The 20,988-nt window shown below is 58.3% G+C and carries 19 protein-coding genes; 3 read left to right on the forward strand and 16 right to left on the reverse strand.

What is annotated here, in order from left to right:
- Window positions 1-106: 106 nt before the first annotated feature.
- The 15 genes from MKY74_RS24075 to ggt form a co-directional block, all read right to left on the reverse strand.
- Window positions 107-763 carry a nucleotidyltransferase family protein gene (locus tag MKY74_RS24075; RefSeq protein ID WP_076171472.1) on the reverse strand — a complete coding sequence of 219 codons (657 nt, stop codon included), beginning with the start codon at window positions 761-763 and terminating at the stop codon, window positions 107-109.
- Window positions 760-1,719 (reverse strand): XdhC family protein, encoded by a 960-nt coding sequence (locus MKY74_RS24080; protein ID WP_076171470.1) that lies wholly within the window; start codon window positions 1,717-1,719, stop codon window positions 760-762. Before MKY74_RS24080 ends, MKY74_RS24075 begins: the two co-directional genes overlap by 4 nt.
- Before the next feature lie 61 nt (window positions 1,720-1,780).
- Window positions 1,781-3,103 carry a 5'-deoxyadenosine deaminase gene (locus tag MKY74_RS24085; RefSeq protein ID WP_076171797.1) on the reverse strand — a complete coding sequence of 441 codons (1,323 nt, stop codon included), beginning with the start codon at window positions 3,101-3,103 and terminating at the stop codon, window positions 1,781-1,783.
- A gap of 93 nt (window positions 3,104-3,196) precedes the next feature.
- Window positions 3,197-4,516, reverse strand: coding sequence for an FAD-binding oxidoreductase (locus MKY74_RS24090; RefSeq protein WP_076171468.1), 1,320 nt, complete (start codon window positions 4,514-4,516; stop codon window positions 3,197-3,199).
- A gap of 76 nt (window positions 4,517-4,592) precedes the next feature.
- Window positions 4,593-5,474 (reverse strand): fumarylacetoacetate hydrolase family protein, encoded by an 882-nt coding sequence (locus MKY74_RS24095; RefSeq protein WP_076171466.1) that lies wholly within the window; start codon window positions 5,472-5,474, stop codon window positions 4,593-4,595.
- The gene (locus tag MKY74_RS24100; protein ID WP_076171464.1) at window positions 5,471-6,301 is read right to left on the reverse strand and encodes a creatininase family protein; all 831 of its coding nucleotides are present in this window, start codon (window positions 6,299-6,301) and stop codon (window positions 5,471-5,473) included. The genes MKY74_RS24095 and MKY74_RS24100 overlap by 4 nt, the downstream gene beginning before the upstream one ends.
- Before the next feature lie 15 nt (window positions 6,302-6,316).
- Window positions 6,317-7,525 (reverse strand): amidase, encoded by a 1,209-nt coding sequence (locus MKY74_RS24105; RefSeq protein ID WP_076171462.1) that lies wholly within the window; start codon window positions 7,523-7,525, stop codon window positions 6,317-6,319.
- A gap of 17 nt (window positions 7,526-7,542) precedes the next feature.
- Window positions 7,543-7,995, reverse strand: coding sequence for a cupin domain-containing protein (locus MKY74_RS24110; protein ID WP_076171460.1), 453 nt, complete (start codon window positions 7,993-7,995; stop codon window positions 7,543-7,545).
- Complete coding sequence (locus MKY74_RS24115; protein ID WP_076171458.1) at window positions 7,992-8,774, reverse strand: cysteine hydrolase family protein; 783 nt, start codon at window positions 8,772-8,774, stop codon at window positions 7,992-7,994. The genes MKY74_RS24110 and MKY74_RS24115 overlap by 4 nt, the downstream gene beginning before the upstream one ends.
- A gap of 51 nt (window positions 8,775-8,825) precedes the next feature.
- Window positions 8,826-9,704: an ABC transporter permease gene (locus MKY74_RS24120; RefSeq protein ID WP_144025434.1), complete on the reverse strand. Its 879-nt coding sequence runs from the start codon at window positions 9,702-9,704 to the stop codon at window positions 8,826-8,828.
- A gap of 91 nt (window positions 9,705-9,795) precedes the next feature.
- The gene (locus MKY74_RS24125; protein ID WP_076171456.1) at window positions 9,796-10,608 is read right to left on the reverse strand and encodes an ABC transporter ATP-binding protein; all 813 of its coding nucleotides are present in this window, start codon (window positions 10,606-10,608) and stop codon (window positions 9,796-9,798) included.
- Window positions 10,609-10,840: 232 nt separating this feature from the next.
- The gene (gene wrbA / locus MKY74_RS24130) at window positions 10,841-11,545 is read right to left on the reverse strand and encodes an NAD(P)H:quinone oxidoreductase type IV (protein ID WP_076171454.1); all 705 of its coding nucleotides are present in this window, start codon (window positions 11,543-11,545) and stop codon (window positions 10,841-10,843) included.
- A 58-nt stretch (window positions 11,546-11,603) separates the two neighbouring features.
- Window positions 11,604-12,971: an amidohydrolase family protein gene (locus MKY74_RS24135; protein WP_076171452.1), complete on the reverse strand. Its 1,368-nt coding sequence runs from the start codon at window positions 12,969-12,971 to the stop codon at window positions 11,604-11,606.
- A gap of 172 nt (window positions 12,972-13,143) precedes the next feature.
- Window positions 13,144-14,823 carry a CocE/NonD family hydrolase gene (locus MKY74_RS24140; protein ID WP_144025433.1) on the reverse strand — a complete coding sequence of 560 codons (1,680 nt, stop codon included), beginning with the start codon at window positions 14,821-14,823 and terminating at the stop codon, window positions 13,144-13,146.
- A 189-nt stretch (window positions 14,824-15,012) separates the two neighbouring features.
- Window positions 15,013-16,593, reverse strand: a complete 1,581-nt coding sequence (gene ggt, locus MKY74_RS24145; protein WP_076171450.1) for a gamma-glutamyltransferase — start codon at window positions 16,591-16,593, stop codon at window positions 15,013-15,015.
- Window positions 16,594-16,860: 267 nt separating this feature from the next.
- On the opposite strand from ggt, the gene MKY74_RS24150 reads away from it, so the two are divergent.
- The 3 genes from MKY74_RS24150 (at window position 16,861) to MKY74_RS24160 (ending at window position 19,737) form a co-directional block, all read left to right on the forward strand.
- A complete protein-coding gene (locus MKY74_RS24150) occupies window positions 16,861-17,460 on the forward strand; it encodes a chromate transporter (protein ID WP_076171448.1) in 600 nt (199 codons plus the stop codon).
- Window positions 17,444-17,980: a chromate transporter gene (locus tag MKY74_RS24155; protein ID WP_076171446.1), complete on the forward strand. Its 537-nt coding sequence runs from the start codon at window positions 17,444-17,446 to the stop codon at window positions 17,978-17,980. The genes MKY74_RS24150 and MKY74_RS24155 overlap by 17 nt, the downstream gene beginning before the upstream one ends.
- A gap of 170 nt (window positions 17,981-18,150) precedes the next feature.
- Complete coding sequence (locus MKY74_RS24160; RefSeq protein ID WP_076171444.1) at window positions 18,151-19,737, forward strand: PucR family transcriptional regulator; 1,587 nt, start codon at window positions 18,151-18,153, stop codon at window positions 19,735-19,737.
- 550 nt (window positions 19,738-20,287) lie between these two features.
- Here the strand turns inward: MKY74_RS24160 and MKY74_RS24165 are convergent.
- A complete protein-coding gene (locus MKY74_RS24165; protein WP_076171442.1) occupies window positions 20,288-20,956 on the reverse strand; it encodes an SGNH/GDSL hydrolase family protein in 669 nt (222 codons plus the stop codon).
- Window positions 20,957-20,988: the final 32 nt, after the last annotated feature.

Below are 20,988 nucleotides of genomic sequence, written 5' to 3' on the forward strand. Positions count from 1 at the left end.
TGTTTGTGTAAATAAACTTAACTTCGATTTAGGAGTCATGCACAATCCGGTTCATTTGCGTTGTGCCCGATGCCAAAATTGGGCATGACCCATCAAAATTATGTCATCATTTCTTACACACAGGGAGATGCTGGTTCGTTTGAAGCGTCCATATTTGTTTTGCCTCCGCCCACTCTTCCGGCGTGTCGATATCCAGAACAAGCAAAGGATCGGCAGGGGCCAAGCGGAGCCCTTGAAACCGTGAAGAATCCAGAAGGCGCTTCGCCCCCTGATCCCCTTTCAGCCCGGCAGCCGCCTCAAACATTGTTGCCGACAGAACCGCGGGCGGCATCGCCTCCCTTCCCGCCTCGCTCATCACATAATCCAGCCCGGGAGCTGATCGCCACGCGTCGATCAGCTGCATCAGCCAAGCCGGCGACACGTACGGCTGGTCGGCCAACGCCACAAGCACAGCATCGGCGCCTGCATCGGAAGCAGCACGGATGCCGGACTGCAGCGAGAGCGCCATGCCTTGATCCGCTTCCAGGCAGACAGCGACGACAATGCTAGGGCCGTCCGCTTGGTCTGCCAGGAGGCTGGCGTCCAGCCATACCAACGGGTCTTCAGGATGAACGACTACGATCAACCCGCTCAGGCCGCTGTCCCGAAGCGCCGCCAAGCCGCTGCCGGCCAGATGCATACCTGGTGCAAGCTCCAAGGACTGTTTGCGGCAGCCCATTCTCCGGCTGCTTCCCGCCGCAAGGTATACGCCCATGATGCTCATGCATGCCGCCTCTCCCGAACAGCCGCCTCAGCGCCGCTCTTCCACTTCACCAGCCGGGCCGCGATGCTGACGGCGATTTCGGCGGCGCCTTCCGCACCAATGGGAAGACCTGCAGGAGCATCCACGAAGTCCGGGATCGGCAGCTCACCAAAGAGCAGCCCGATCCTCCGTGCAGAGCCGATGACGCCGACATACTCCGGCTGCAGCGGGAGAAGGCGCTGCAGCATCTCCCGGTCGCGGCGCAAATGATGGCTGGCAAGGATGACGTAATCGCGGATGCCGATGCGCAGCTCCTCAACGATCCTGCCGGCATCGCCAACAACCGTTCGGGCCAGCGGGAACCGCTCCCTGCTGCACCAATCCTCGCGCCAATCCGCCACCACTGTCGCAAATCCGATGGAGCGCGCCATCGCCTCCAGCGCCGCCGCTTCCTCCCCGGCGCCGAAAATGATAAGCCGGCGGCTCGGAGCCAGCCGGGTCGCATAGAAGAACACTCCCTGCCTTGCAACCGAATCCTGTATGGGGCCGTCTTCCTCCAGCCGGTAATCCATCTCTTGATCCGGGCGGAGTTCCCGAACGAGCCGGACAGCCGTCCCCTGTAGGACGATTTTGGCCGCATCCAGAAGCACTGCCTGAAGACGGCCTTCGATCGGCTCCAGCAATATGACCAGCTCGCCTCCGCAGCCCATTTCCTCTCCCCAGATCGGGTCGACGCCAGGCTCGGTGTTATAACTCACCCATTCGAACCGGCCGCGCTCGAGAATCCGGGGAACCCTAGCAGCGAGATCCGCTTCCAGGCAGCCGGGGCTGATGCTGCCGATGCGGTGTCCATCCGCGGCCATCAGCATCATGGCTCCGGACTTGCGGTAAGCATGGCCGCGCACCGATACCAGGCTCGCAAGCACCGCCATCCCCTCTTCTTTCTGCACGTACCGGAGAATGCTTTCCGTCTCCATCCGAACTCCTCCTTACATGCATTTTCCTATAAATACAGTGATCCTGTTCCTTGAAGTAGGATTACAGTCTACGGAGCAGCTTTTGCAAGGCCCGGTTCGCTCCGTCGAGTACCCGCGGCTTATCCAGGGTCAGCACCTGCCTGCCTTCCATCACAACATGACCGTCGATCATCACCATTTCAACATCCCCGCGGGTGGCGGCATAGACGACCCGTGAGAACCAATCCGCGTCAAAGGAAGGATAGACATGATAATCTTCCAGGTCCAGCAAAATCAGGTCTGCAAGTTTTCCCGTCTCAATGCTTCCGATCTTCCGTTCCATGCCAAGCACTTCCGCTCCGCCAATCGTGGCCATTCGCAGCACGGTCCTCGCGTTCATAACCGTCGGGCCGTGCTCCACCTTCTGCATGTATGCGGATAATCTCATTTCCTGAAACATGTCAAGGTTGTTGTTGCACGGGGCTCCGTCCGCGCCGAGACCCACCGGGATACCGCTTCGCATCAATTCCGGCACTTCTGCAATCCCGGATGCCAGCTTCAGGTTGGATCCCGGACAGTGGGTGACTTTGACGCCGCGCTCACGGATGATCCGCTTTTCCTCGTCATCGAGCCAAATGCTGTGCGCGAGCACGAGATTCGGTCGGGCAAGGCCGATATGGTCCAGATAAATCACGTTCCGCATCCCCCGTTCGGCCTCGACCATGGCGATCTCGCCCCGGTTTTCCGATGCGTGCGTGTGCACCAGAACACCGTAATGCTCTGCCAAATCCCGGACTTCGGTCAGAAGGCGCTCGGTGCAGGAGACGACAAAACGCGGGCAGAACGCATAACGGATCCGCCCTCCGGCAGCCCCGTCCCACACTTGCAGCAAATCGACGCTTTCCCGGAGGGAACGATCCGTATCCTCCTGCAGCGCCAGGGGCACCTCATCGCCGTGATCCATCATCACTTTGCCGGAAAACGCCCGAATGCCGCTTTCCTCGATCGCCTGAAAAGCCATAGAGGTATGGTGTACGGTCTCCATATCGAGAATGGTCGTCGTCCCGCTGCGGATGAGCTCTCCAAGGCCAAGCAGCGCCGAATAGTACACCGACTCCTCGTCATGTGCGGCTTCTAGCGGCCAAATTTTTTGTTTTAGCCAATCAATCAGCTCCAGGTCGTCGGCCCGTCCGCGAAAGAGCGTCTGGCATAAATGGATGTGCGTTTGCACAAAGCCGGGCAGCAATACTTTGCCCCCGGCTTCGATCACCCGGTCGGCTTCGCTCGGCGCGCCGGGTCCAATATGAGTAATGCGGTTGTCCTCAATCCGAACATCGCCATGGATAATTTCGTCGGCCGGATTCATTGTCATGATGATGGCATTGCGTATGATCGTCGTTGTCAAAGGCGCTTCCCCCTTCTTGTACGGAAAGTCCGGGAGATGCCGCACGGATGCCGCTTCTCCCGGACACGATTCTTCCTCGTATCGCCGGGCTGCTCAGCCCATTTTCCCCGGATTCAGGAGACCGAGCGGATCATTATGCCTCTTACGTTCCTGCATGCCGGGTATTGCCCCGCGTCCACCATTGTCCAGCAGCCAGGTATGGGGATCATAAATTTCCACGCCGATGGACCGGCAGGTGTCTATGATATGGTACAGCCGTTCTTCCGTGCTGTAGCGGACGACGGGCAGGCCGTTCGGCTGGAGTTTGCCCCTCGAGCGGATCCATTCAAAATGCAGCAGCATTTCGTCCCCGAACATCGATTTCAGCGTCCGGATCTGCTCCAAGTAGCAGTCCCGCTTGAAACCTGCTTGCAGGTAGGTATAAGCCGGATCACGCTTCAGCGCCCAGAGCGTCGTATGGTTCCAGGTAAAATCGGACAGCCCGATCGATTTGCGGTACTTCTCAGGGTCAATGACATAGCCGATTTCCCCGCCGAAAGCTGCGGCGAGTGCCGGCAGCGCTTCGGCAGCATGCCCGGCGATTTCGGTAAAAACCACCGATTTGCCGTGTGCGAGCACTTTTTCCAGCGGCTTGAAGAAGGAGGGAATCGGCCACTCCATCGGCGTGATCAGCCGTTTGGGGATGGCCGCTTCCTCCGCCAGCGCTTCCCCGAATCGGACCGCGTCTTCCAAGCGATCGAAGTTCACCACCACCTGTGCCCACTCGGTCCGGGGTGCCAAAGGAATGACCAGCTCGGTGACGATGCCCGTCGTCCCATAGTTATGAATATAGTCCTTGAGTTCCTCGCCGTGGACTCGGAAAACCTGCGGCTCCTCTTCCATCGTCAGGACGGTCGCCTCCAGCACGTTGCCGTCCCACAGGTCGCCCCAGGTAATCGACCCGACGCCCCCGGAACCGCCGCACACAAACCCGCCGACCGTCGCCTTGGCGAAAGTGCTCGGGTAAATCCGCAGCTCCTGTCCCTGCTCCCGGGCCGTCTTCTCCAGGACGCCGAGCTTGACGCCGCACTGTACACGGGCATAGCCGCTGCCAATCTCCAAGATTTCGTTCATGCCGCTGAGGTCCAGCACCAGGCCGCCTTCGAGCGGGATCGCCTGTCCGTAGTTCCCGGTTCCCGCTCCGCGGACAGTGACGGGGATCCGATGCCGGTAAGCAATCCGCAGCGCTTCACGGATTTCATCGACTGTAGCTGGCACGAGAACGGCATCCGCTTTTTTGTCCTTCAGTTTTCCGCTCAGCACGGGGGAATACCAATAAAAATCCTTCGACAGCTTTTCGACCGCCGTTTCGTCGGTAAGCAGCCTCAGTGCGCTGAACGCTTCAGGCATTTCAGGCTTCCATACCATTGACATGAGAACCACCCGCTTTCTTTGTATTCACAGCTCACTCCATATAGAAGAACAATTTCGTGAGGACAATCTTTCGATTTCAAAAAACGGTGCTAATCCGTTCCTGAACGACCGGATTCCGCAAGGGAAGCAGGGAGCCGATCCGGCATTCGGCCGTATCCCCATCCTGGATGTCTACCGATCCCGGTGTCCCGGTCATGATGATGTCGCCGGGATAAAGGGTCATCATCCGCGAGAAATACGAGAGAATCAACCAAGGGGAATAGATCATATCGGATACACTACTTCTGTACCGGACCGATCCGTTAAGCACGGTCTGTATATCCAGTGCATCCAGATCCCCGATTTCGTCCATGCTGACCAGCTCCGGTCCGAAACTGAAGAAGGTGTCGTAACTTTTCGAGCGACCAAGAAACCGCGGGTTGCGGGCGTGGATGTCCTGGGCAGTCATATCCAGCGTCGGAACGATGCCGGCAAGTACGTGCGGCGCCTCTTCGGGGCTGACGTGCTTGCAGGTCTTACCGATCACCAGGCCGATCTCCGCCTCGGCGGTAATGCGTCCGGCCCCGTCCGGAAGAAGAATGGCTTCGCCCGGGCCGATCATCGTGCTTGCCGGCTTCAAGAAGCAGATAGGCTCTTGCTCCGGCGGCACCACGGCCATATCTGCGGCCTTTTTCCGGAAATTCGCGCCAACGCCCCAGACATTGACCGCACCATGATACAAGGGGCCAAGATTTGCCTGCTCCAGGGGAACGGAGGGAATGGCGGTCAGCACCTCCTGCCCTCGTTCCCGCAGCCATCCGGACAGCGCCGCCGCCTCGCCGGTCCGCAGCAGTTCCAGAACGGTCGTCGGCCAAGCCGTTCCAAGCGATTCATTGATCCCGGTTAAGGGAAATATCCGATTGCCTGCAACGATGCCCGCGCTGCCTGGCCCGCTTCCCGCCAAAGTTACGAGCCTCATCGCTCGGCTCCCGCTTTCGCCTTGGCCCGGAGATCGCTGAACTCGAATTCGCTCAGCTCACGAAACACCTCCGCTAAAATGTCGGTCACCCGCTCCTGAATGATGCTGCCTTTGGCTGCCGTCGCCTGTGTCGCATCGCCGCATATACCGCTGTCGGAAATGTCCGCCATCCGCCAGGCGAAGCGTATTTTCCCCTCAAGGGTCAAAAATTTCTGCCCGGTCATGGACGGGGTCTCCGAGACGAGCCATTGATCCTGCACCCATCCCGGTTTGATGGCCTTCACGATCGACGTTTCGTAGTCCCCGCCATGAATGCCGTATTCCAGTTCATCGGCGGGCATGAGATCCTCCGCACCTCCCAGGGAGGAGGGCGATAAATAAAAGACGAGCATATCGTGGCGAATGCGGATTTCCCGGGACACCACGTTCAGCAAGTCGGTATTGCCGCCATGCGTATTAAACAGCAGCAGCTTATGGAAACCGCTCAGCCGCAGGCTTTCCGCGATATCCAGGATCACGCTCTGCAGGGTCGTTGCCGACAGCGAAATGGTTCCTGGCAGGCCGAGATGCTCATTGCTTTTGCCGTACGAAACCGGCGGCAGCAGCCACACCCGCGCATCGGGCTTCAGCTTTTCGAGCGCCAGGGTCACCGTAGCCTCCCCGATCAGCGTATCGGTCATGACCGGCAGATGCGGTCCATGCTGTTCGATCGCGCCGACCGGCAGAATGACCAGCGTGCTTTCCTTGGGAAGCTCCTTGACCTGTTTGCTGGTCAGCCTTGGCAGGAATCTCTCCTCCCAGGCTGCTCCTTCGTATCGTGTAAACATCGGCATGTTCCTTTGCTATTGGATTTGGTTGATCACGGTCGCGGCCGCGGGCTGCATCGACGCCTCGATATCCGCTGCCCATCGAAGCAGCTTCAGGTCCTGGCCTCTGCCGGCAATGAGCGACAGCCCGACCGGCAGACCGTCCGTCTTAGCCAGCGGCAGTGTAACCTGCGGCAGCCCGCCCAGCCCGGCAATGCAGGACAGCTGCAGGATCCGTGTGCGCGTCATTTCAATTTCCTCGCCGGGCAGCCCGATAACGGGGGCTCCGCAAGGCGCTGTCGGGATGACGAGCACGCCTTCGCTTCCGAGAAGCGCCTCAAGCCGGGCAGCAATCGCTTGCTGAAGCTGGCTTGCTTCCCGGTACGCTCCCTCGGAAATCGTGGCGGTCCAGGCAAATCTTTCGGCGATGCCGGGACCGAATCGGGGATGCTGCGCCGTGATCCATGCGCCATGGGCGGACCATATTTCGTACCCCTGAATCGTGCGGAAAATGCCGGCCCACGCCGCGAGTTCCCCGTCCGTCAAATGGATGGATTCGAACGCTCCCAGCAATCCGAATGATTCAAGCGCACCGCGGAGCGACTCGGCGCAGCCGGGCTCGGCAGCCGCCCACGCTTCAACCGGCAGCATCATTCGGGCGAATCCCCCGCCGTCATCGAGCGGTTCCTCGAGAAGCACGCGGCCGACCTGAAGCAAGCTACTTGCCCGGCGTGCCATCCAGCCGACCGTGTCAAAGGCCGGAGCCAGCGGGATGACGCCGTCCATGGGCACGCCGCCGTGCGTCGGGCGAAATCCGCAAATACCGCAAAAAGAGGAAGGAATCCGCACCGAACCGGCCGTATCGGTGCCAAGGCCAAAGTCCACTTCCCCGGAGGCAACGGCGGACGCCGAGCCGCTTGAGGAACCGCCGGGAATATGTCCTGGAGCGATAGGGTTCGGCGGCGTGCCGTAATGCACATTTTCCCCGTTCAGGCTGAACATCAGCTCATCGGTGTGAGTCATTCCATGAAGCTTTGCTCCGCTGCCGAGCAGACGTTCCACGGCGGCCGAATGCTTCACGGCAGGCTTGTGCGTGTTAAGCCAATCGGGATTGCCGGCAGCATTGGTGTGTCCTGCAACGGCAAACACGTCCTTTACGGCAAAGTTGAGCCCTTGAAGGAGACCGCCTTCCGCGTGTCTCGCCTCCATTCCCAACCGTATCCACGGCGTGCATTCTGGCTGCATACAAGTTCCTCCAATCGTTATGAGTTCGCGGGAGCGGCCGCTCCCGGGAAAGCCGCTCCGCGCAGCACCGCCAAATCCTCCTCGTCCAGGCTTGCCGCCGGACCTGACTTGATTAAATCGGAAAACTTCTCGTCGGGCACCATGGTCGTCAGAACATAGAGCCTGCCCTCACCGGTATTTTTGACCTGATGGTTGTTGCCGGGCGGAACGACGAAGAACGAACCTGTGCGAATCCCGGTTTCTATATCGCCAACGATGGCAATCCCTTCTCCGGCCAGCACGTAAAAATACTCATACGCTCCGCTGTGCTCGTTCGGCGGCGTCTGTCCGCCGGCGTCGAAAATTTCCACTACGGACACGAACGGCACCTGTGTCCCGTCGCACAGCATGACAAACTTGTTGGAATCCTTGCTTGAAATTTTGCGTACCTCGCATTGCTCGAAATGCCCCAGAACCAGACCATCGATCATATCACTTCATCCCTTTCTTTTCGTGTGCAGGCCTGCAGCAGATCCTCGGAACCGGCAACAAAGCCATAGCACTGTTTGATATTGTATAAGGCGGCCTCCGTGCAGTAAGCCGGAGAACTTGTCGCGCAGCAGTCTTCCAGGAGAATGGCGTCATATCCGAGGCATACGGCGTCCTGAAGCGTATGCATCACGCACTGGTCAAGGTTGACGCCGGCAAACAGCAGCGTCTTCACGTCCAAATTGCGGAGAATGCTGTCCAGCGGCGTATCCCAAAAACCGCTGATACGGTATTTATCGACCCGGATATCCCCGGGCTCCGGTACCATCCGATCAATCAGCGCCGCGCCCCAGCTCCCCTGTTCCAGCACCTTCGAGCCTGTATCCGGCAGCGGGCTGCCGATCCCATGGCTGACACCGTCCGGATTATATACGTGGAGCACCGAAGGGCTTAGATTCATCCGGTCCTCCCGATTGCCCCAGTTGACCCACAGCACCGGAACCCCCTGTTCGCGAAGGGCCGGAAGCAGCCGCTGAAGCGGCTTGGCGGGAGCCAGCAGCGGGGCGGTATTGACTCCGATCGAGTCCAACCATCCGCCCGGGCTGCAAAAATCGTTCTGCATATCAATGATGACGATGGCGGTTTTGGCGAGATCCAGCGTGATCCGCTGCGGCAGCGCCGGCAGGGTCACGGTGACGAGCGGTTTGGGATCGCTCCTGGACAAATCGGCCAGCTCCTCCGACACGTTCCAGTAATTTTTCGAATTCCCCAGTCTGTGCATGGGAACCCCCCTCCTTTGCTGCAAACTTGCCGCTCGGTTTGGCGGATGCAGTTAGCCGGCGATGGCCGAGTCATGCCAAGAACGCAGAAGCCGGTTCGACAGGGCATTGATCAGCAGGAAAAAGACGATGCCGACCACGGCGGCCGACAAGCCGCAGGCGAACAAATACGCCGTCTGCATCCGCGTCGCCGCGACCGTAATCGCGTAACCGAGCCCGCCGTTCAGCCCGCCGATGCCTGCGATATACTCGCCGACGATGGCCCCGACGACCGACAGGGAGCAGGAGATTTTGAAGCCGGCCAAAATGTAGGGCAGCGCTGCCGGGAGTCTGAGCCTCCAGATCGTCTGCATCTTCGTGGCGTTGTACAGATAGAACAGATTTTTCATGTTCTGCTCGGTCGAGTTTAGCCCGATCAGCGTATTGGACAAAATCGGAAAGAAACTGATCAGAAAGGCGATAATAACGATGGCGTTCATGCCAGCCCCAAACCAGATGACGATAATGGGCGCAATCGCCACGATCGGGATCGTCTGCAAAATGATCGCGTAAGGATACACGCTCCGTTCGACCGTTTTGGACAGCGCAAGCAAAATCGCGACGGCCACGCCGAGAATGGCGCTAAGGGCAAATCCCAAGACTGCCTCCATGATGGTCGTGCTCACCGACACCACCAGATTGTGCCCGTTCTGCGACACCGCTTGAACGATATCGGACGGCTTGGGCAGCAAGTACTCCGGGGTGCCGGTCAGCCGCAGTACCATTTCCCATACAAAGACGACGAAGACGAATACGCTCAGCGGCGGTACGACCCGAGACACCATTTTCCCCCAGACGTGGCTGCCGCTGCCGACACTCCTCCTGACCATAGGCGCGGCCGGCGAAGCCTGTTTCGCCGCATCGGTAACCGCGCTCACTGCTGCTTTTTCCATGACCTCAACGACTCCTTTCGTAAGTGGCATGTTTCCATGCACCTCTAAATTTCCCATTATCCAGGAAAGCAAGCACCGGCTTCTGCGAGCCTCAGTGATTCAGCACTTCGGTTATGCTGCGCACATATTTGCCGAACTCGGACGTGGTCCGGAATTCATCCGTACGCGGATAAGGCGCCTCAATCGGCACGATATCGGAAATCTTCCCCGGCCGCGGCGTCATGACGACAACCCGGGTGGATAGAAAAACCGCTTCGAACACGTTATGGGTAATGAAAAGTACGGTCATCTTCTGATCCTGGCGCCAAATGCCCAGCAGTTCATCCTGCAGCGTCTGGCGGGTGATTTCGTCCAGCGCCCCGAACGGTTCGTCCATCAGCAGCAGCTTCGGCCGGGCTATGAGCGCACGGGCGATCGACGCCCGCATCTTCATGCCTCCCGAGAGCTGTCTCGGCAGTACTTTCCGGTAATCCTTGAGCCCAACCAATTCCAGCACGCGTTCGCCTTCTTCGTTGCGAGCCTTTTTCGAAACGCCGCGGAGGGTCAGCGGCATCGTCACGTTGTCCAGAAGCTTCGCCCAAGGCAGCAGGGTGTGCTCCTGGAACACAAAAGCGATTTCGTTCTGCTTCCGCGCTTCGCTCGGCGTCGTACCGAGGACCGAAAGCTGGCCGGTCGACGGCTCGGTCAAGCCGGCAATCATGTTAAACATGGTCGATTTTCCGCATCCCGACGGTCCGACAAAACAGAGGAACTCACCCTCCCCCGCTTGCAGATTGACCTGCTGAACGGCAATCGTTCCATTCGGGTATACCTTGCCGATCTGGTCCATGCCGACCAAAAGCTCGGGAGCGCCGGGACTTCCGGGCCGCCGCGGATTTGCTGCGGTTTGCTGTGCTGTATACATTTCCAGCCCTCCTCTAATCCTTTATGTAATAATAAATAACATCTATGCCTATGCCGCTCAATAAATATCCGTTGTTTTTGTGGTCAATTACAATAATGCGTAATTCTTTTGGGTTTATTTACGAAAGGGATGATCATTTATGTAACGTTATCTAACACAAAAAAAGCCCGGAATTCATCCGGACTTTCATGAAATACCTCGGTGTTCGATGCCACCCTCTGCCGTTTACGGGTTATTTCAAAAAACTTTGGGCCTTCAGGGCCTCCGCGCACAGCGCCACGCGCCGTCCGAGCCGGCCGGCCATCACCAGTTCGCGTTCATCCGGTTTGAGGCTGCTGTCAGGACCCGCCAATGTGGAAGCTCCGTAAGGAGAGCAGCCGATCGGATCGGCGGTCAAGTATTCCGGATTTTCGGAATAGGGCAGCCCGACCATGATCATGCCGAAATGAAACAGCGGCACCATCGACGTCAGCACATTCGCTTCGTGCCCGGTATGGATCGATCCGGTGCTCGTCAGCAGACCCGCCGGTTTGCCTTCCAGGCTCCCGTCGGCGCACAGGTCCCCGGCAAATTCCAGAAACAGTTTGACCTGCGCGGGCATGGAGCCGTAATACGTCGGAAATCCCCAGACGATGCCGTCCGCCCATCTTAAATCTTCGTTCGTGGCCACAGGTATGTCCTGCTGCCGGCGCATTGTTTCTTCGTATTTGGCGAAGCGGTCAACCGTCTTAAAACGGGTCTTCAGCTGCGAAGTTTCGCCTGGCTCCCCGGTGGAGTGCTTATCCTGATAAGGGGTCCGGTTACGCTCTGATTCCAGCTCGGGAATACGGCAGAGGCGGACCTCGGCTCCCGCCCTACGCGCTCCATCAGCGGCCGCCAGCGCCATGTCCAAAACATGGCCGTATGCGCTGTAATAAAGAACCAATGTGCGGCTCATCCTCATACCTCCTCATTGCTGCATGGTGGAAACGGAGCATCCTTTCAAACGGATCGAATCAAAGCGTGAGCGCACGTTTCTGGACAAAGTCGACCCGTTCGCACGAGTCTTCCCAATAGCCCTGTAACAATGCGGAGCTCCATTTCTCCTTCGACGGGGCTGCTTTCAGACAGGTGCCGCCGCGCCATACCCAGCGGCGTTCCGGCAGCATGGTCAGCAGTTCCTCCGGCGTCCTGGCATCGAGCGCCACAAAATGGGCCGGGTTCCCCGGCAGGATGCCGTAACCGTCAGCACCCGTTACCCTGGCCGGGTATTCGGTGATCATCCGCAGCACTTCGCGCATCTCGGCAGGACTGCCCATATGGGCGGCATAGGCAGTAACCAGGCCGATCAGCAGCAGGTCGCCCCTTCCGAACGGATGAAACGGGTCATGCATATTGTCTGAAGCCGCCGCCAGCGGAATGCCGGCCGCAAGCAGTTCCTTGACTCGGGTGACTCCCCTGCGCACCGGGAAGGCGTCATGCCGGCCCTGCAGGTACAGATTCGCGCCGGGAAGCGTAACGGCGCCCATACCTGCCTCGGCCATAAGTCCAATGATCATGGCGGCATCCTCGTCCTTCATGGCGGCTAAGGAGCATAAGTGCCCTGCCGTGACCTTTCCCCTCCAGCCGTATTCCATCGCGCGCCGGGCGATATGGATTGCCGTCCGCTGGTTCGGATCGTCGCTCTCGTCCGTATGCAGATCAACCGGGCAGCCCAGCTTATCGGCCAAGGCGAACAGCCTGTCGATGTCGGGCTCCGGGTTGGGAGAAAGATGAGGGGCGCCGCCCAATCCCGTCACGCCCATCGCAACAGATTCCTCGGCCGTATCCAGCGCCGCTTCACTGAGCTCAAAATAAGGGAGCAGCGGGAACAGCTGCAGCTCAGCATACGGCTTCAGCTCCTCTTTGACTTCGAGCGCAGCTTCGATGGTACGCATCGCGACGTCTTTTCCATGCTTGATGTGAAAATCGAGATGGCTGCGCAGCACTACCGTTCCATAAGAAATGGACTGCAGCGCCGAGCGCATGATGCGTGCTTTGATCTCTGCCTTGGAAAACCTTGGGGCGGCTGCGGCGTAATTGACGACCGCTTCGCCAAGCGTGCCGGAGACATTCCCGACATGCGGGAGCGAAAAAGCTTTATCCAGATGCATATGGGCATCCACGAAACCCGGCAGAACGATTTTCCCCTTTGCGTCGAGCAGCAGCCGCGCATCCGCAGAGGATCCGTTCCATTTGTCCAGGCACACCGCTTCAGGAGCCTCCACTTCACCGGTTTGGGCCGTCACCGACGTCCACTTTCCGCCGCCGATGGCCAGCGTGTACAGCGTCTCCTCCGATTGCAGCGGCAGGGAGGCGTTGAAGATCACCACTTCTTGTTCCATATCAATCCCACTCCTTTCATCCGTCGGTATTTATGTTTTCTACTTCTGCACTCTCGTGTGCCAGGCTGTGAGGACATAAAGGGCGTATGCGTTCGACCCGGCTGGGCAATAAGCGTTTGAATGCAGGCTCCCGCTCCGTTTGTCACGCCAAAGGTTCATTTCATAGTCCGCTTTATTCCGAGGTGTCACCAAGAATCGGCAGCTGAAGCCACGAGGCGCCTCCACTGGCATCCACCGCCACTGTGGCAATCTGCAGCGCATCCGGCCCTTGGCTTGCGGCTTCCTGCAGCGGAATACCGTTGGGGTGGCGAAGCAGCAGCGGGTATGCGCTGCCGCTCAGCTCCAGCCGGAGCATCGAACCGGCCGGGAGCTCGGCGGCCAGCGGCCGCATCCGGATCGTCACCGTCTCCCAGCCGCTGATGCCGCCGGATGCGCCGATCTCCGTGCGCCCCACGGACAGAAACCTCGCTTCGCCCGCTGGTGTGACCTGCGTGAGGATGGCGGTAAGGTCGGTAGGACCGTCCATTACCTGGCAGGAGACGGTTACCTCAGGGGCGCCGAGGATCCGCAGCGGCGCGCCGGCAGGCTCCCCGGTATACACCAGGATTTCGAAGCGGTCCTGCTGGGCGCTCCGGTCCTGCGGCAGCACCGAGCGAAGCGGCATCGGCAGGCGCGCGTCGTAGACGAACACGTCCGCCGCCCGGCCAGGCTCCACGCCTGCATCCGCAGCGAGCCGACCGCCGCCGGAAGCCCCGTTCGCAGGCAGCCGCGTTCCGGTTAAATACCACCGGCTGTCGCCCTCCACTCCGGCCGGATACGCTTCGGCTTCGACCCAAACGCCGCTGCCGGCTTCATAATAACGGACCGGCTGCCGCTCCTTCAGGGCTGATCCGCCTTCGCCCTTCAGCCAATAGTCGAACCAGGCAAGCTGTTCCAGGTGGATATTGCCGTCCGCCTTCGGTCCGTAGTCCGTTCCGCCTGCTTTGCGGCCCCACGGAATATGCGTCCATGGCCCGACCACCAAACGGTGAAAGCAGTCCGGCCTGCTCTCCTGTGCTTGCAGTGCATTGTAAGACTGCAGCGTACCTTCCAGCAGAAAATCGTACCAGCCCGCGATATGCAGCGCCGGAACCGGCTGTTCCTTGAAGGCGTCCAGCCAGTTCAGCCGGGACCAATACTCATCATACGCGGGATGACCCAGCCAATCGAAATAAGCGGGGAGGTAAGCTTCGAGCAGTGGGTGCCCCTGGGCCAACGGCAGTTGGGCCAGCACACCGGAAGGATCGCTCATTACGCGGGAACACGCCGCTTCGGCTTCCGTGTCGCCCTTCCTTCTCGCCGTATCCCTGGCCAGCTGATAGGCCCAGGGCAGGCAGCTCTGCAGATCAAAGCTGCCGAATGTGTACATCCAGCCGTGGTACAGGTCGGCCGCCGTCATCGCAGGCGCGATGGCAGCCAAATGCGGCGGATGCTGCGAAGCGGCAGCCCACTGCGTCGCTCCCTGGTAGGAAAAGCCGTACATGCCGACCTTTCCGCTGGCCCCTTCCAACCCGGCGGCCCATTCGACCGTATCATACCCGTCTTCGGCTTCGCTCACGAATGGCGTGAACTCTCCCTCCGAATCCCCGCGCCCCCGTACGTCCTGAATGACGACGATATACCCCCGCGCAGCATACCAAACGGGATGGGCGTATGTAACCGTTGAGGCGATTTTCCGGCCGTACGGGTGCCGCATCAGCAGTACCGGGTATGTTCCTTCCTCCGCCGGACGGTAAATGTCGGCATACAGCGTGATGCCGTCCCGCATGACGCAGGCTGCTTTCCTCTCCACTTTCACATGTCCGAATTCCACAGCTGTCCCCCCATTGCGATTCTGTTTTTCGTTAGATGTTACATTTTATAACAAACAATACAGGAGTCTACAACGGTTCGGAAGGCATCTTTGTGACGAAGCACAATAAATAGGCCGATGTTTGGACATCGGCCACAAGGAACCCGTTTATCTATGTCATATTTCATAACTTCTTTATGATATGGTGAACTACCAGCCGATCGCCGCTCCGTCGGAGCGGGGGTCCGAGCCGCCGATCCGAAAACCGTGAGCGTCCAGAAGGATCGCCTGCGCATGCCCGGTCAAGGCATCCCAGTCGCCGATTTTTCGAACCTCATGCCCCATGGCGGCAAGCCCGCCGAGCACCTGCTCCCCCACCCTGGCTTCCATCTTCAATTCCGTGGAGGCTTCGCCCCATGTCCTTCCCCACACCCATCGAGGTTCGTTAATCGCTTCCTGAGGGTCCATTCGGTAATCGACGATCCGGGTCAGGAGCGCCGTCTGCGTCTGCGGCTGCCCCTCCCCTCCCATCGAGCCGTAGAGCAAATAAGGCTTCTCGTCCTTGAGCGCGAGGGCAGGCATCAGGGTATGAAACGTCCGTTTCCGCGGTTCAAGCCGGTTGGCGGAAGAGTCGTCCAGGGAGAAAAATGAGCCGCGATTCTGCAGCAGAATGCCCGTTTCCCCAGCCGTCACGCCCGATCCAAATTCAAAGTACAGGCTTTGGATAAAAGAAACGGCGTTGCCGTCCCCATCCACTACGGCGGCATACGCCGTATCGCTGCCGAGCGGTTCGGCGGTGAGCGGAGCGGCCGAATCGCGGCTTATGCGTCCCGCCAATTCCCTGCAGTAGGCCTTATCCAGAAATCGCTCCACCGGAATATTTCGGAAATCCGGATCGGTGAGCTCGAGGTTGCGGTCGCGGAAAGCCAGCTTCACCGCCTCGACCAGTACGTGGTAAAATGCTACCGAACCGTGCGGAATACTGTTAAAATCAAAATGTTCGAGCATTTGGGCGATCACGATGCCCGTAAACCCTTGCGAATTCGGAGGAAGCTGATACAGCTCAAGATCGCGATAGGAACCGGAGAGCGGGGTAACCCAATTGCCCTCATGATCGGCGAAATCGTCCGCCAGCAGCAGCCCGCCGGACTTCCGGATGTATGACGTGATGTCCCGGGCTAATCCGCCCCGGTAAAATTCGTCCCGGCCATTCGACGCGATCCGGCGCAAACTTTGGGCCAAGCCGCTTTGGATCCAGCGGGTGCCTGCCGGCGGGACACCGCCGCCTCGCAAATACGCTGCAGCCGAATAGGGATTCGCTGCCAGCAGCCCGGCGCACAGCTTCGTATTGGCGTACTGGCTGCGGGATACCGGATAGCCCGCTCCGGCGTAAGTCATTGCCGGCTCGAGGACGTCCCCAAGCGGCAGGGTACCATACTCGCGCAGAATAGCGCTCCAGCTGTCCACCATGCCGGGAACGGTCAGTACGCTGCGGATCCCCCGCGTCGGGATGGCCTGCTCGCCGGCATATGCTTCCGGCACTGCCCTATACCCCGAGCGGCCGCTTCCGTTGTAACCCCGGACTGCACCCTCTCCGGAACTGTACAACAGCCAGAATGAATCGCCGCCCAGCCCGGTCATATGCGGATACACGACCGCCAGGGTACTGCTGACGGCAACCGCAGCGTCGAAGGCATTCCCGCCCTTTTCCAATATTCGGGCACCTGCGGCCGATGCCAGTGCATGGGGGCTGACCACCATCGTTTTCGTGCCGATTGAAGCCTGCCTCATCACTCATCCCTCCTGCATCCTTAAATTGTTAACTAAATTAACATGCAGCAGGATTTTTTGGCAATAACTACTTTTCATCCTGAAGGAAAACCGTTATAGTGTAAATTTAAATAACATCAGTGCCGCACGGATGTTCATCAGCATCGGAACGGTCCAGCTCCCTTTCCCATGATGCCAGAGCTGTGCCTATAGAATGCGACCCTCGCATCCTACCCGAATCCGAGATGAAATGTCAGAATAGTTGATAGACAAGGAAGGAAGTGCACCATGCTGAAAACATACGCAGAATTATCCCTCGCCATGTTCCGGACCGGAATTCTCGGGTATGGCGGCGGTCCGTCGACCGTCCCCCTCATCCGGCACGAGGCCGTCTCCCGGTACAGGTGGATGGCTGATGAGGAATTCGGGGAGGTGCTGGCCATCGCCAACACGCTGCCCGGTCCGATTGCGACCAAGTTGGCCGCTTATCTCGGCTACCGCCTGAAAGGAACGCTCGGTGCGCTGGTCGGGCTGCTCGCCCATATTCTACCCACTGCGGTTGCGATGATCGCCCTAGTCTCCTTTATCGACGTATTCAGTTCGTCCCGCATCATCCATGGCATGATCGAAGCAGTCGTTCCGGTCGTGGCCGTCATGCTGGGTCAAATGTGTTACGAGTTCGGCGAAAAGGCAGTCAAAGGCCTTGGCAAATATATGGCGCTCGCCTGCGGGGTCATCGCGTTTGTCCTGCTGGAGTGGGTGCAGCTGCACCCGGCGATCCTGATTGCAATCGCGCTGGCCTATGGCTCGGTACACTTTAAAGTTATGGGCAAGCTGAAAGAAACCCGCAAGCGGAAGGAGGAACGCCGCCATGGAGACATGGATTGAACTCCTCATCGGCTTCTTTCTAGCCAACGTATTCGGCTACGGCGGCGGCCCCTCCTCCATCCCGCTCATGTACCGGGAGATCGTGCCGCATTACCACTGGCTGTCGGGCGCCGAATTTTCCAACATGCTCGCTCTCGGCAATTCGCTCCCCGGACCGATCGCGACGAAGATCGCCGCTTACGTGGGCTATGATGCGGCCGGATGGATGGGGGTGCTTGCCGCCGAAGCCGCCACCGTCGTGCCTTCCGCGGTCGCCCTGATCGTATTGATGCGAATTTTGCAGAAATACAAGCAGTCCCAGGCCGTCAAGGGCATGACGCTGCTCGTGCAGCCTGTCATTGCCGTCATGATGCTGCAGCTCACCATTCAAAGCTCCAAAGAGTCGATACTCTCCATCGGCTGGATCCAATTCGGCGCTATCGCCCTCATCTCTTACTGGCTGATGCAGCGCCGCAAAGTTCATCCCGCGCTCGTCATCGTGGGCGCTTTTGTTTACGGAGGCATCTTTCTGGGAAGATAGTCCTTCCCTCCGTAGCCCTGGCGAACCCGGACGGCCGTCCGATTCTATCCCCTGTTGCAGTAACCGCCTTTCCCGATGATTGAATTCAATCCGGTACAGCCCTTCCCTAAGGGCTTACCTTGTACGTTTCGGGTTTCGACAGAGTTCAGTTGCGAAAGGATGATGACTGTATGTATTTGACCATCGAAGATGCACTCACCATTTACCCGCTTTCTGAAGGTAAACTGACCGCAGGCCGCAGCGGTTTGAACCGCATCGTCAAATCGGTCAACGTGATGGATGCACCCGATATTTCGGACTGGGTCCGGGAAGGGGATATCTTGTTCACGACGGCTTATTTGATCAAGGACAATCCCGCGGATGGGGTCCGCCTGCTGCAGAAGCTGGTTGACAAAGGGGCGGCGGGAATCGGGATCAAGCTTGGACGATTCTGGGCTTCGGTCCCCGACGAAATGCTGCAGGAAGCAGACCGCCTCGGTTTTCCCCTCATCGAGCTTCCCTTTCCGTTTACGTTCTCGGATCAAATGAAAGGCTTGTTCAATGCCGAACTGCAAAAGAACACGCTCCTCCTGCAAAACGTCCTGGACAAACAAAAGGAGCTCATCCGCTTCGCCCTATCCCCTGTTGATACGGGCCGCCTGTTTGACCGGATCCGCGAGATTCTCGGCGTGCCTCTGGCCGTCACCGGCATGCGCGGCCAAACGCTCTTCAGCACCCTGACCACAGACGAAATGCAGCTGCTCAAAAAACGCCAGCTCAAAGATACGCCGCAGTGGCTCCGCTGCGAGCAGGGAAGACTGCTGTGCGTGCCCCTGAAAAGCCCCGGCCAGGAGCATGATTTTAACAGCCGGGCGATTTTCCGGCTCCCTCCCGGCATTCCGATGAAGGAGGAGGAAGGGCTGTACCATCAGGCGGCCGAAATTATCGGCTACCATTTGAACGCGGTCGAACGCAACGATCTCACCCAATCGACCCAGAACGAATTTGCGGCAATGCTGAAAAACTACCTCAAGCAGCAAGTCTCCGCCGAAGCGCTCGTTGCCTGTGCTTCCAGCCACGGCATCCCTTTCGGCAGCGGTTCTTTCCAATGCGTGCTTACCACATGCGATCCCGAATACACCGGCCGGGCCGACCATCTGCTCAAGAGTGTCAAGCAGGAATTCCATTATCATCCGATGCTCAAGGATTTATCACCTTTGCATTTTCAACTCGAGGACACCATTCTCTCGATCTTTCCTTCTGAGCTCCCGCGAAGCTCCGGCAAGCTGCCTCAGCTGTTGACACGTGTCTTTTTCGAGCAGGCCGCCAAAGCCGGCAGGCATCTGCGCATGACGGTGAGCCATATCAAAACCCGGCCCGATCAGTTGGAAGCGGCTTACCGTGAATGCCAGAACGCCCGCGACACGGCCGCCCGGCTCAACCTGGACGCTTTTGTCGTCGAGTTTGCCAACGTGGAAATCTCTTATATTTTCCAATCCGTTCCGGTTCATAAAATGCGGCAGTTCGTCGAAATGGCATTGGCCCCGCTTCAGGACCGAGCCCCCGACTCCGCCCAAGAGCTGCTGCGAACGCTGGAGCTGTACATGGCGAACAACGGACAGATCCACGAAACCGCCAAGCAGCTGTTTATACACCGCAACACCGCCGCCTACCGGCTCGAGAAAATCAGTGAGCTGCTTCAGGTCGACTTCAAGGATTATCACCATCTACTGCGGCTGAAACTGGTCCTAATGTTCCGGGATATGCTGCGCACGTAAACGGAAGCGGGACGGTCCCGCTGCCCCACAAGCAAGCACGTTATAAATTCGCAACAAAGCATCCCCTTAGACCGGCCGCTCCGGTCAGGAGGATGCTTTTGCGATAAGGCGGTAAATATCAGGCGCAAGCCGCCTTTTTTACCGGTATAGATCCGCAGAAATGATGGTTTAAGCAGGTATGGTCTAGATACGAATATGATCATGTTTACTATTATGAATTTTTCATATATTGATTTTTTAATATATTTAATCCGGTTAGTCCTTAGTGATCGTCGCGTTCATGTGTCGGATCAAGCGGCTGAGCACGTTCACCGTTGTTTCGTATTCTTCCTTCGTGATCGGCGCCAAAGAAACATGACCGTTTTAGCTATCAGTAAATAAACCGGAGTATATAAGCAGGAAAAGGCAAGCGTATGAAATACGCTCGCCCCTTAAGCTGGGGTTGTTGTGAATTTTTCACATAATGCTATATTAACATCGTAGCCAGCTGCGATCACTTCCCGATGCTTGATTCTGAATCTGTTCTTTCATCTCCTGACCGTTATCGAAGTCAAACCTCACCGCTCATACGCTTCCAATCGAAGCCGATTGCCTGCAGGAAGGCTCGTGCGATCAGCATGTGGCCGGTCAGGCTCGGATGCACCCGGTCCGATGCGATTGCAGTAGGATGTACGTAGCCCAACATCGGCTCAAACACCGCTTGTGTGTCTACGAATAACGCACCGACGCGCTCGGCAACCCTCTGGGCCGCCCGGCCGTACTCATCCATCCGCCGTCTCATCCCGTCTCCGGAGTTCGGTTCGATATAAAACGGAGTCATGATGACAAGCCCTTTGAGGCCGGGGAGCGCCTGCTCCGCCAATTCCACCAAAGTATGTTCATACTCTTCCAACAGCACATGCGATTCCGGAATCGCCGGCTGGTCGAACTGCCGCCACACGTCGTTGATACCGATCATAATGGACAGCCAATCCGGCTTCAGATCCAGTACGTCCGTCTGCCACCTTTCTTTCAAATCCCTGACCGTGTTGCCGCCGATTCCCATGTTCGTGACCCGCAGGTTCAGCTCCGGATACGCTGTCTGAAGCAGGGTGTCCACGAGCGACACATACCCTTTGCCTACGCCTTGAAACAACCCTTCCCCGTAAGGGAATTTACGCTCGCAGTCCGTAATCGAATCGCCGATCATGACCAGGCGCTGTCCTTTGTCCATCTTCATCTTCGCCATTCCTCCCGTCTTTTGTTCCTTTT

The sequence above is a fragment of the Paenibacillus sp. FSL R5-0378 genome (genome assembly GCF_038009285.1).
GTDB classification, from domain to species: Bacteria; Bacillota; Bacilli; order Paenibacillales; family Paenibacillaceae; genus Paenibacillus_AQ; species Paenibacillus_AQ favisporus.

Excerpts from the sequence above, each read along its gene's own strand:
- MKY74_RS24150 (WP_076171448.1), top strand. The coding sequence starts at position 16,861 with ATGCTGAAAACATACGCAGAATTATCCCTCGCCATGTTCCGGACCGGA.
- MKY74_RS24105 (WP_076171462.1), bottom strand. The coding sequence starts at position 7,525 with ATGCAGCCAGAATGCACGCCGTGGATACGGTTGGGAATGGAGGCGAGA.
- MKY74_RS24115 (WP_076171458.1), bottom strand. The coding sequence starts at position 8,774 with ATGCACAGACTGGGGAATTCGAAAAATTACTGGAACGTGTCGGAGGAG.
- MKY74_RS24165 (WP_076171442.1), bottom strand. The coding sequence starts at position 20,956 with ATGAAGATGGACAAAGGACAGCGCCTGGTCATGATCGGCGATTCGATT.
- MKY74_RS24160 (WP_076171444.1), top strand. The coding sequence starts at position 18,151 with ATGTATTTGACCATCGAAGATGCACTCACCATTTACCCGCTTTCTGAA.
- MKY74_RS24120 (WP_144025434.1), bottom strand. The coding sequence starts at position 9,704 with ATGGAAAAAGCAGCAGTGAGCGCGGTTACCGATGCGGCGAAACAGGCT.
- MKY74_RS24095 (WP_076171466.1), bottom strand. The coding sequence starts at position 5,474 with ATGAGGCTCGTAACTTTGGCGGGAAGCGGGCCAGGCAGCGCGGGCATC.
- MKY74_RS24155 (WP_076171446.1), top strand. The coding sequence starts at position 17,444 with ATGGAGACATGGATTGAACTCCTCATCGGCTTCTTTCTAGCCAACGTA.
- MKY74_RS24100 (WP_076171464.1), bottom strand. The coding sequence starts at position 6,301 with ATGTTTACACGATACGAAGGAGCAGCCTGGGAGGAGAGATTCCTGCCA.
- wrbA (WP_076171454.1), bottom strand. The coding sequence starts at position 11,545 with ATGAGCCGCACATTGGTTCTTTATTACAGCGCATACGGCCATGTTTTG.
- MKY74_RS24135 (WP_076171452.1), bottom strand. The coding sequence starts at position 12,971 with ATGGAACAAGAAGTGGTGATCTTCAACGCCTCCCTGCCGCTGCAATCG.
- MKY74_RS24110 (WP_076171460.1), bottom strand. The coding sequence starts at position 7,995 with ATGATCGATGGTCTGGTTCTGGGGCATTTCGAGCAATGCGAGGTACGC.
- MKY74_RS24075 (WP_076171472.1), bottom strand. The coding sequence starts at position 763 with ATGAGCATCATGGGCGTATACCTTGCGGCGGGAAGCAGCCGGAGAATG.
- ggt (WP_076171450.1), bottom strand. The coding sequence starts at position 16,593 with ATGAGGCAGGCTTCAATCGGCACGAAAACGATGGTGGTCAGCCCCCAT.
- MKY74_RS24090 (WP_076171468.1), bottom strand. The coding sequence starts at position 4,516 with ATGTCAATGGTATGGAAGCCTGAAATGCCTGAAGCGTTCAGCGCACTG.
- MKY74_RS24125 (WP_076171456.1), bottom strand. The coding sequence starts at position 10,608 with ATGTATACAGCACAGCAAACCGCAGCAAATCCGCGGCGGCCCGGAAGT.
- MKY74_RS24080 (WP_076171470.1), bottom strand. The coding sequence starts at position 1,719 with ATGGAGACGGAAAGCATTCTCCGGTACGTGCAGAAAGAAGAGGGGATG.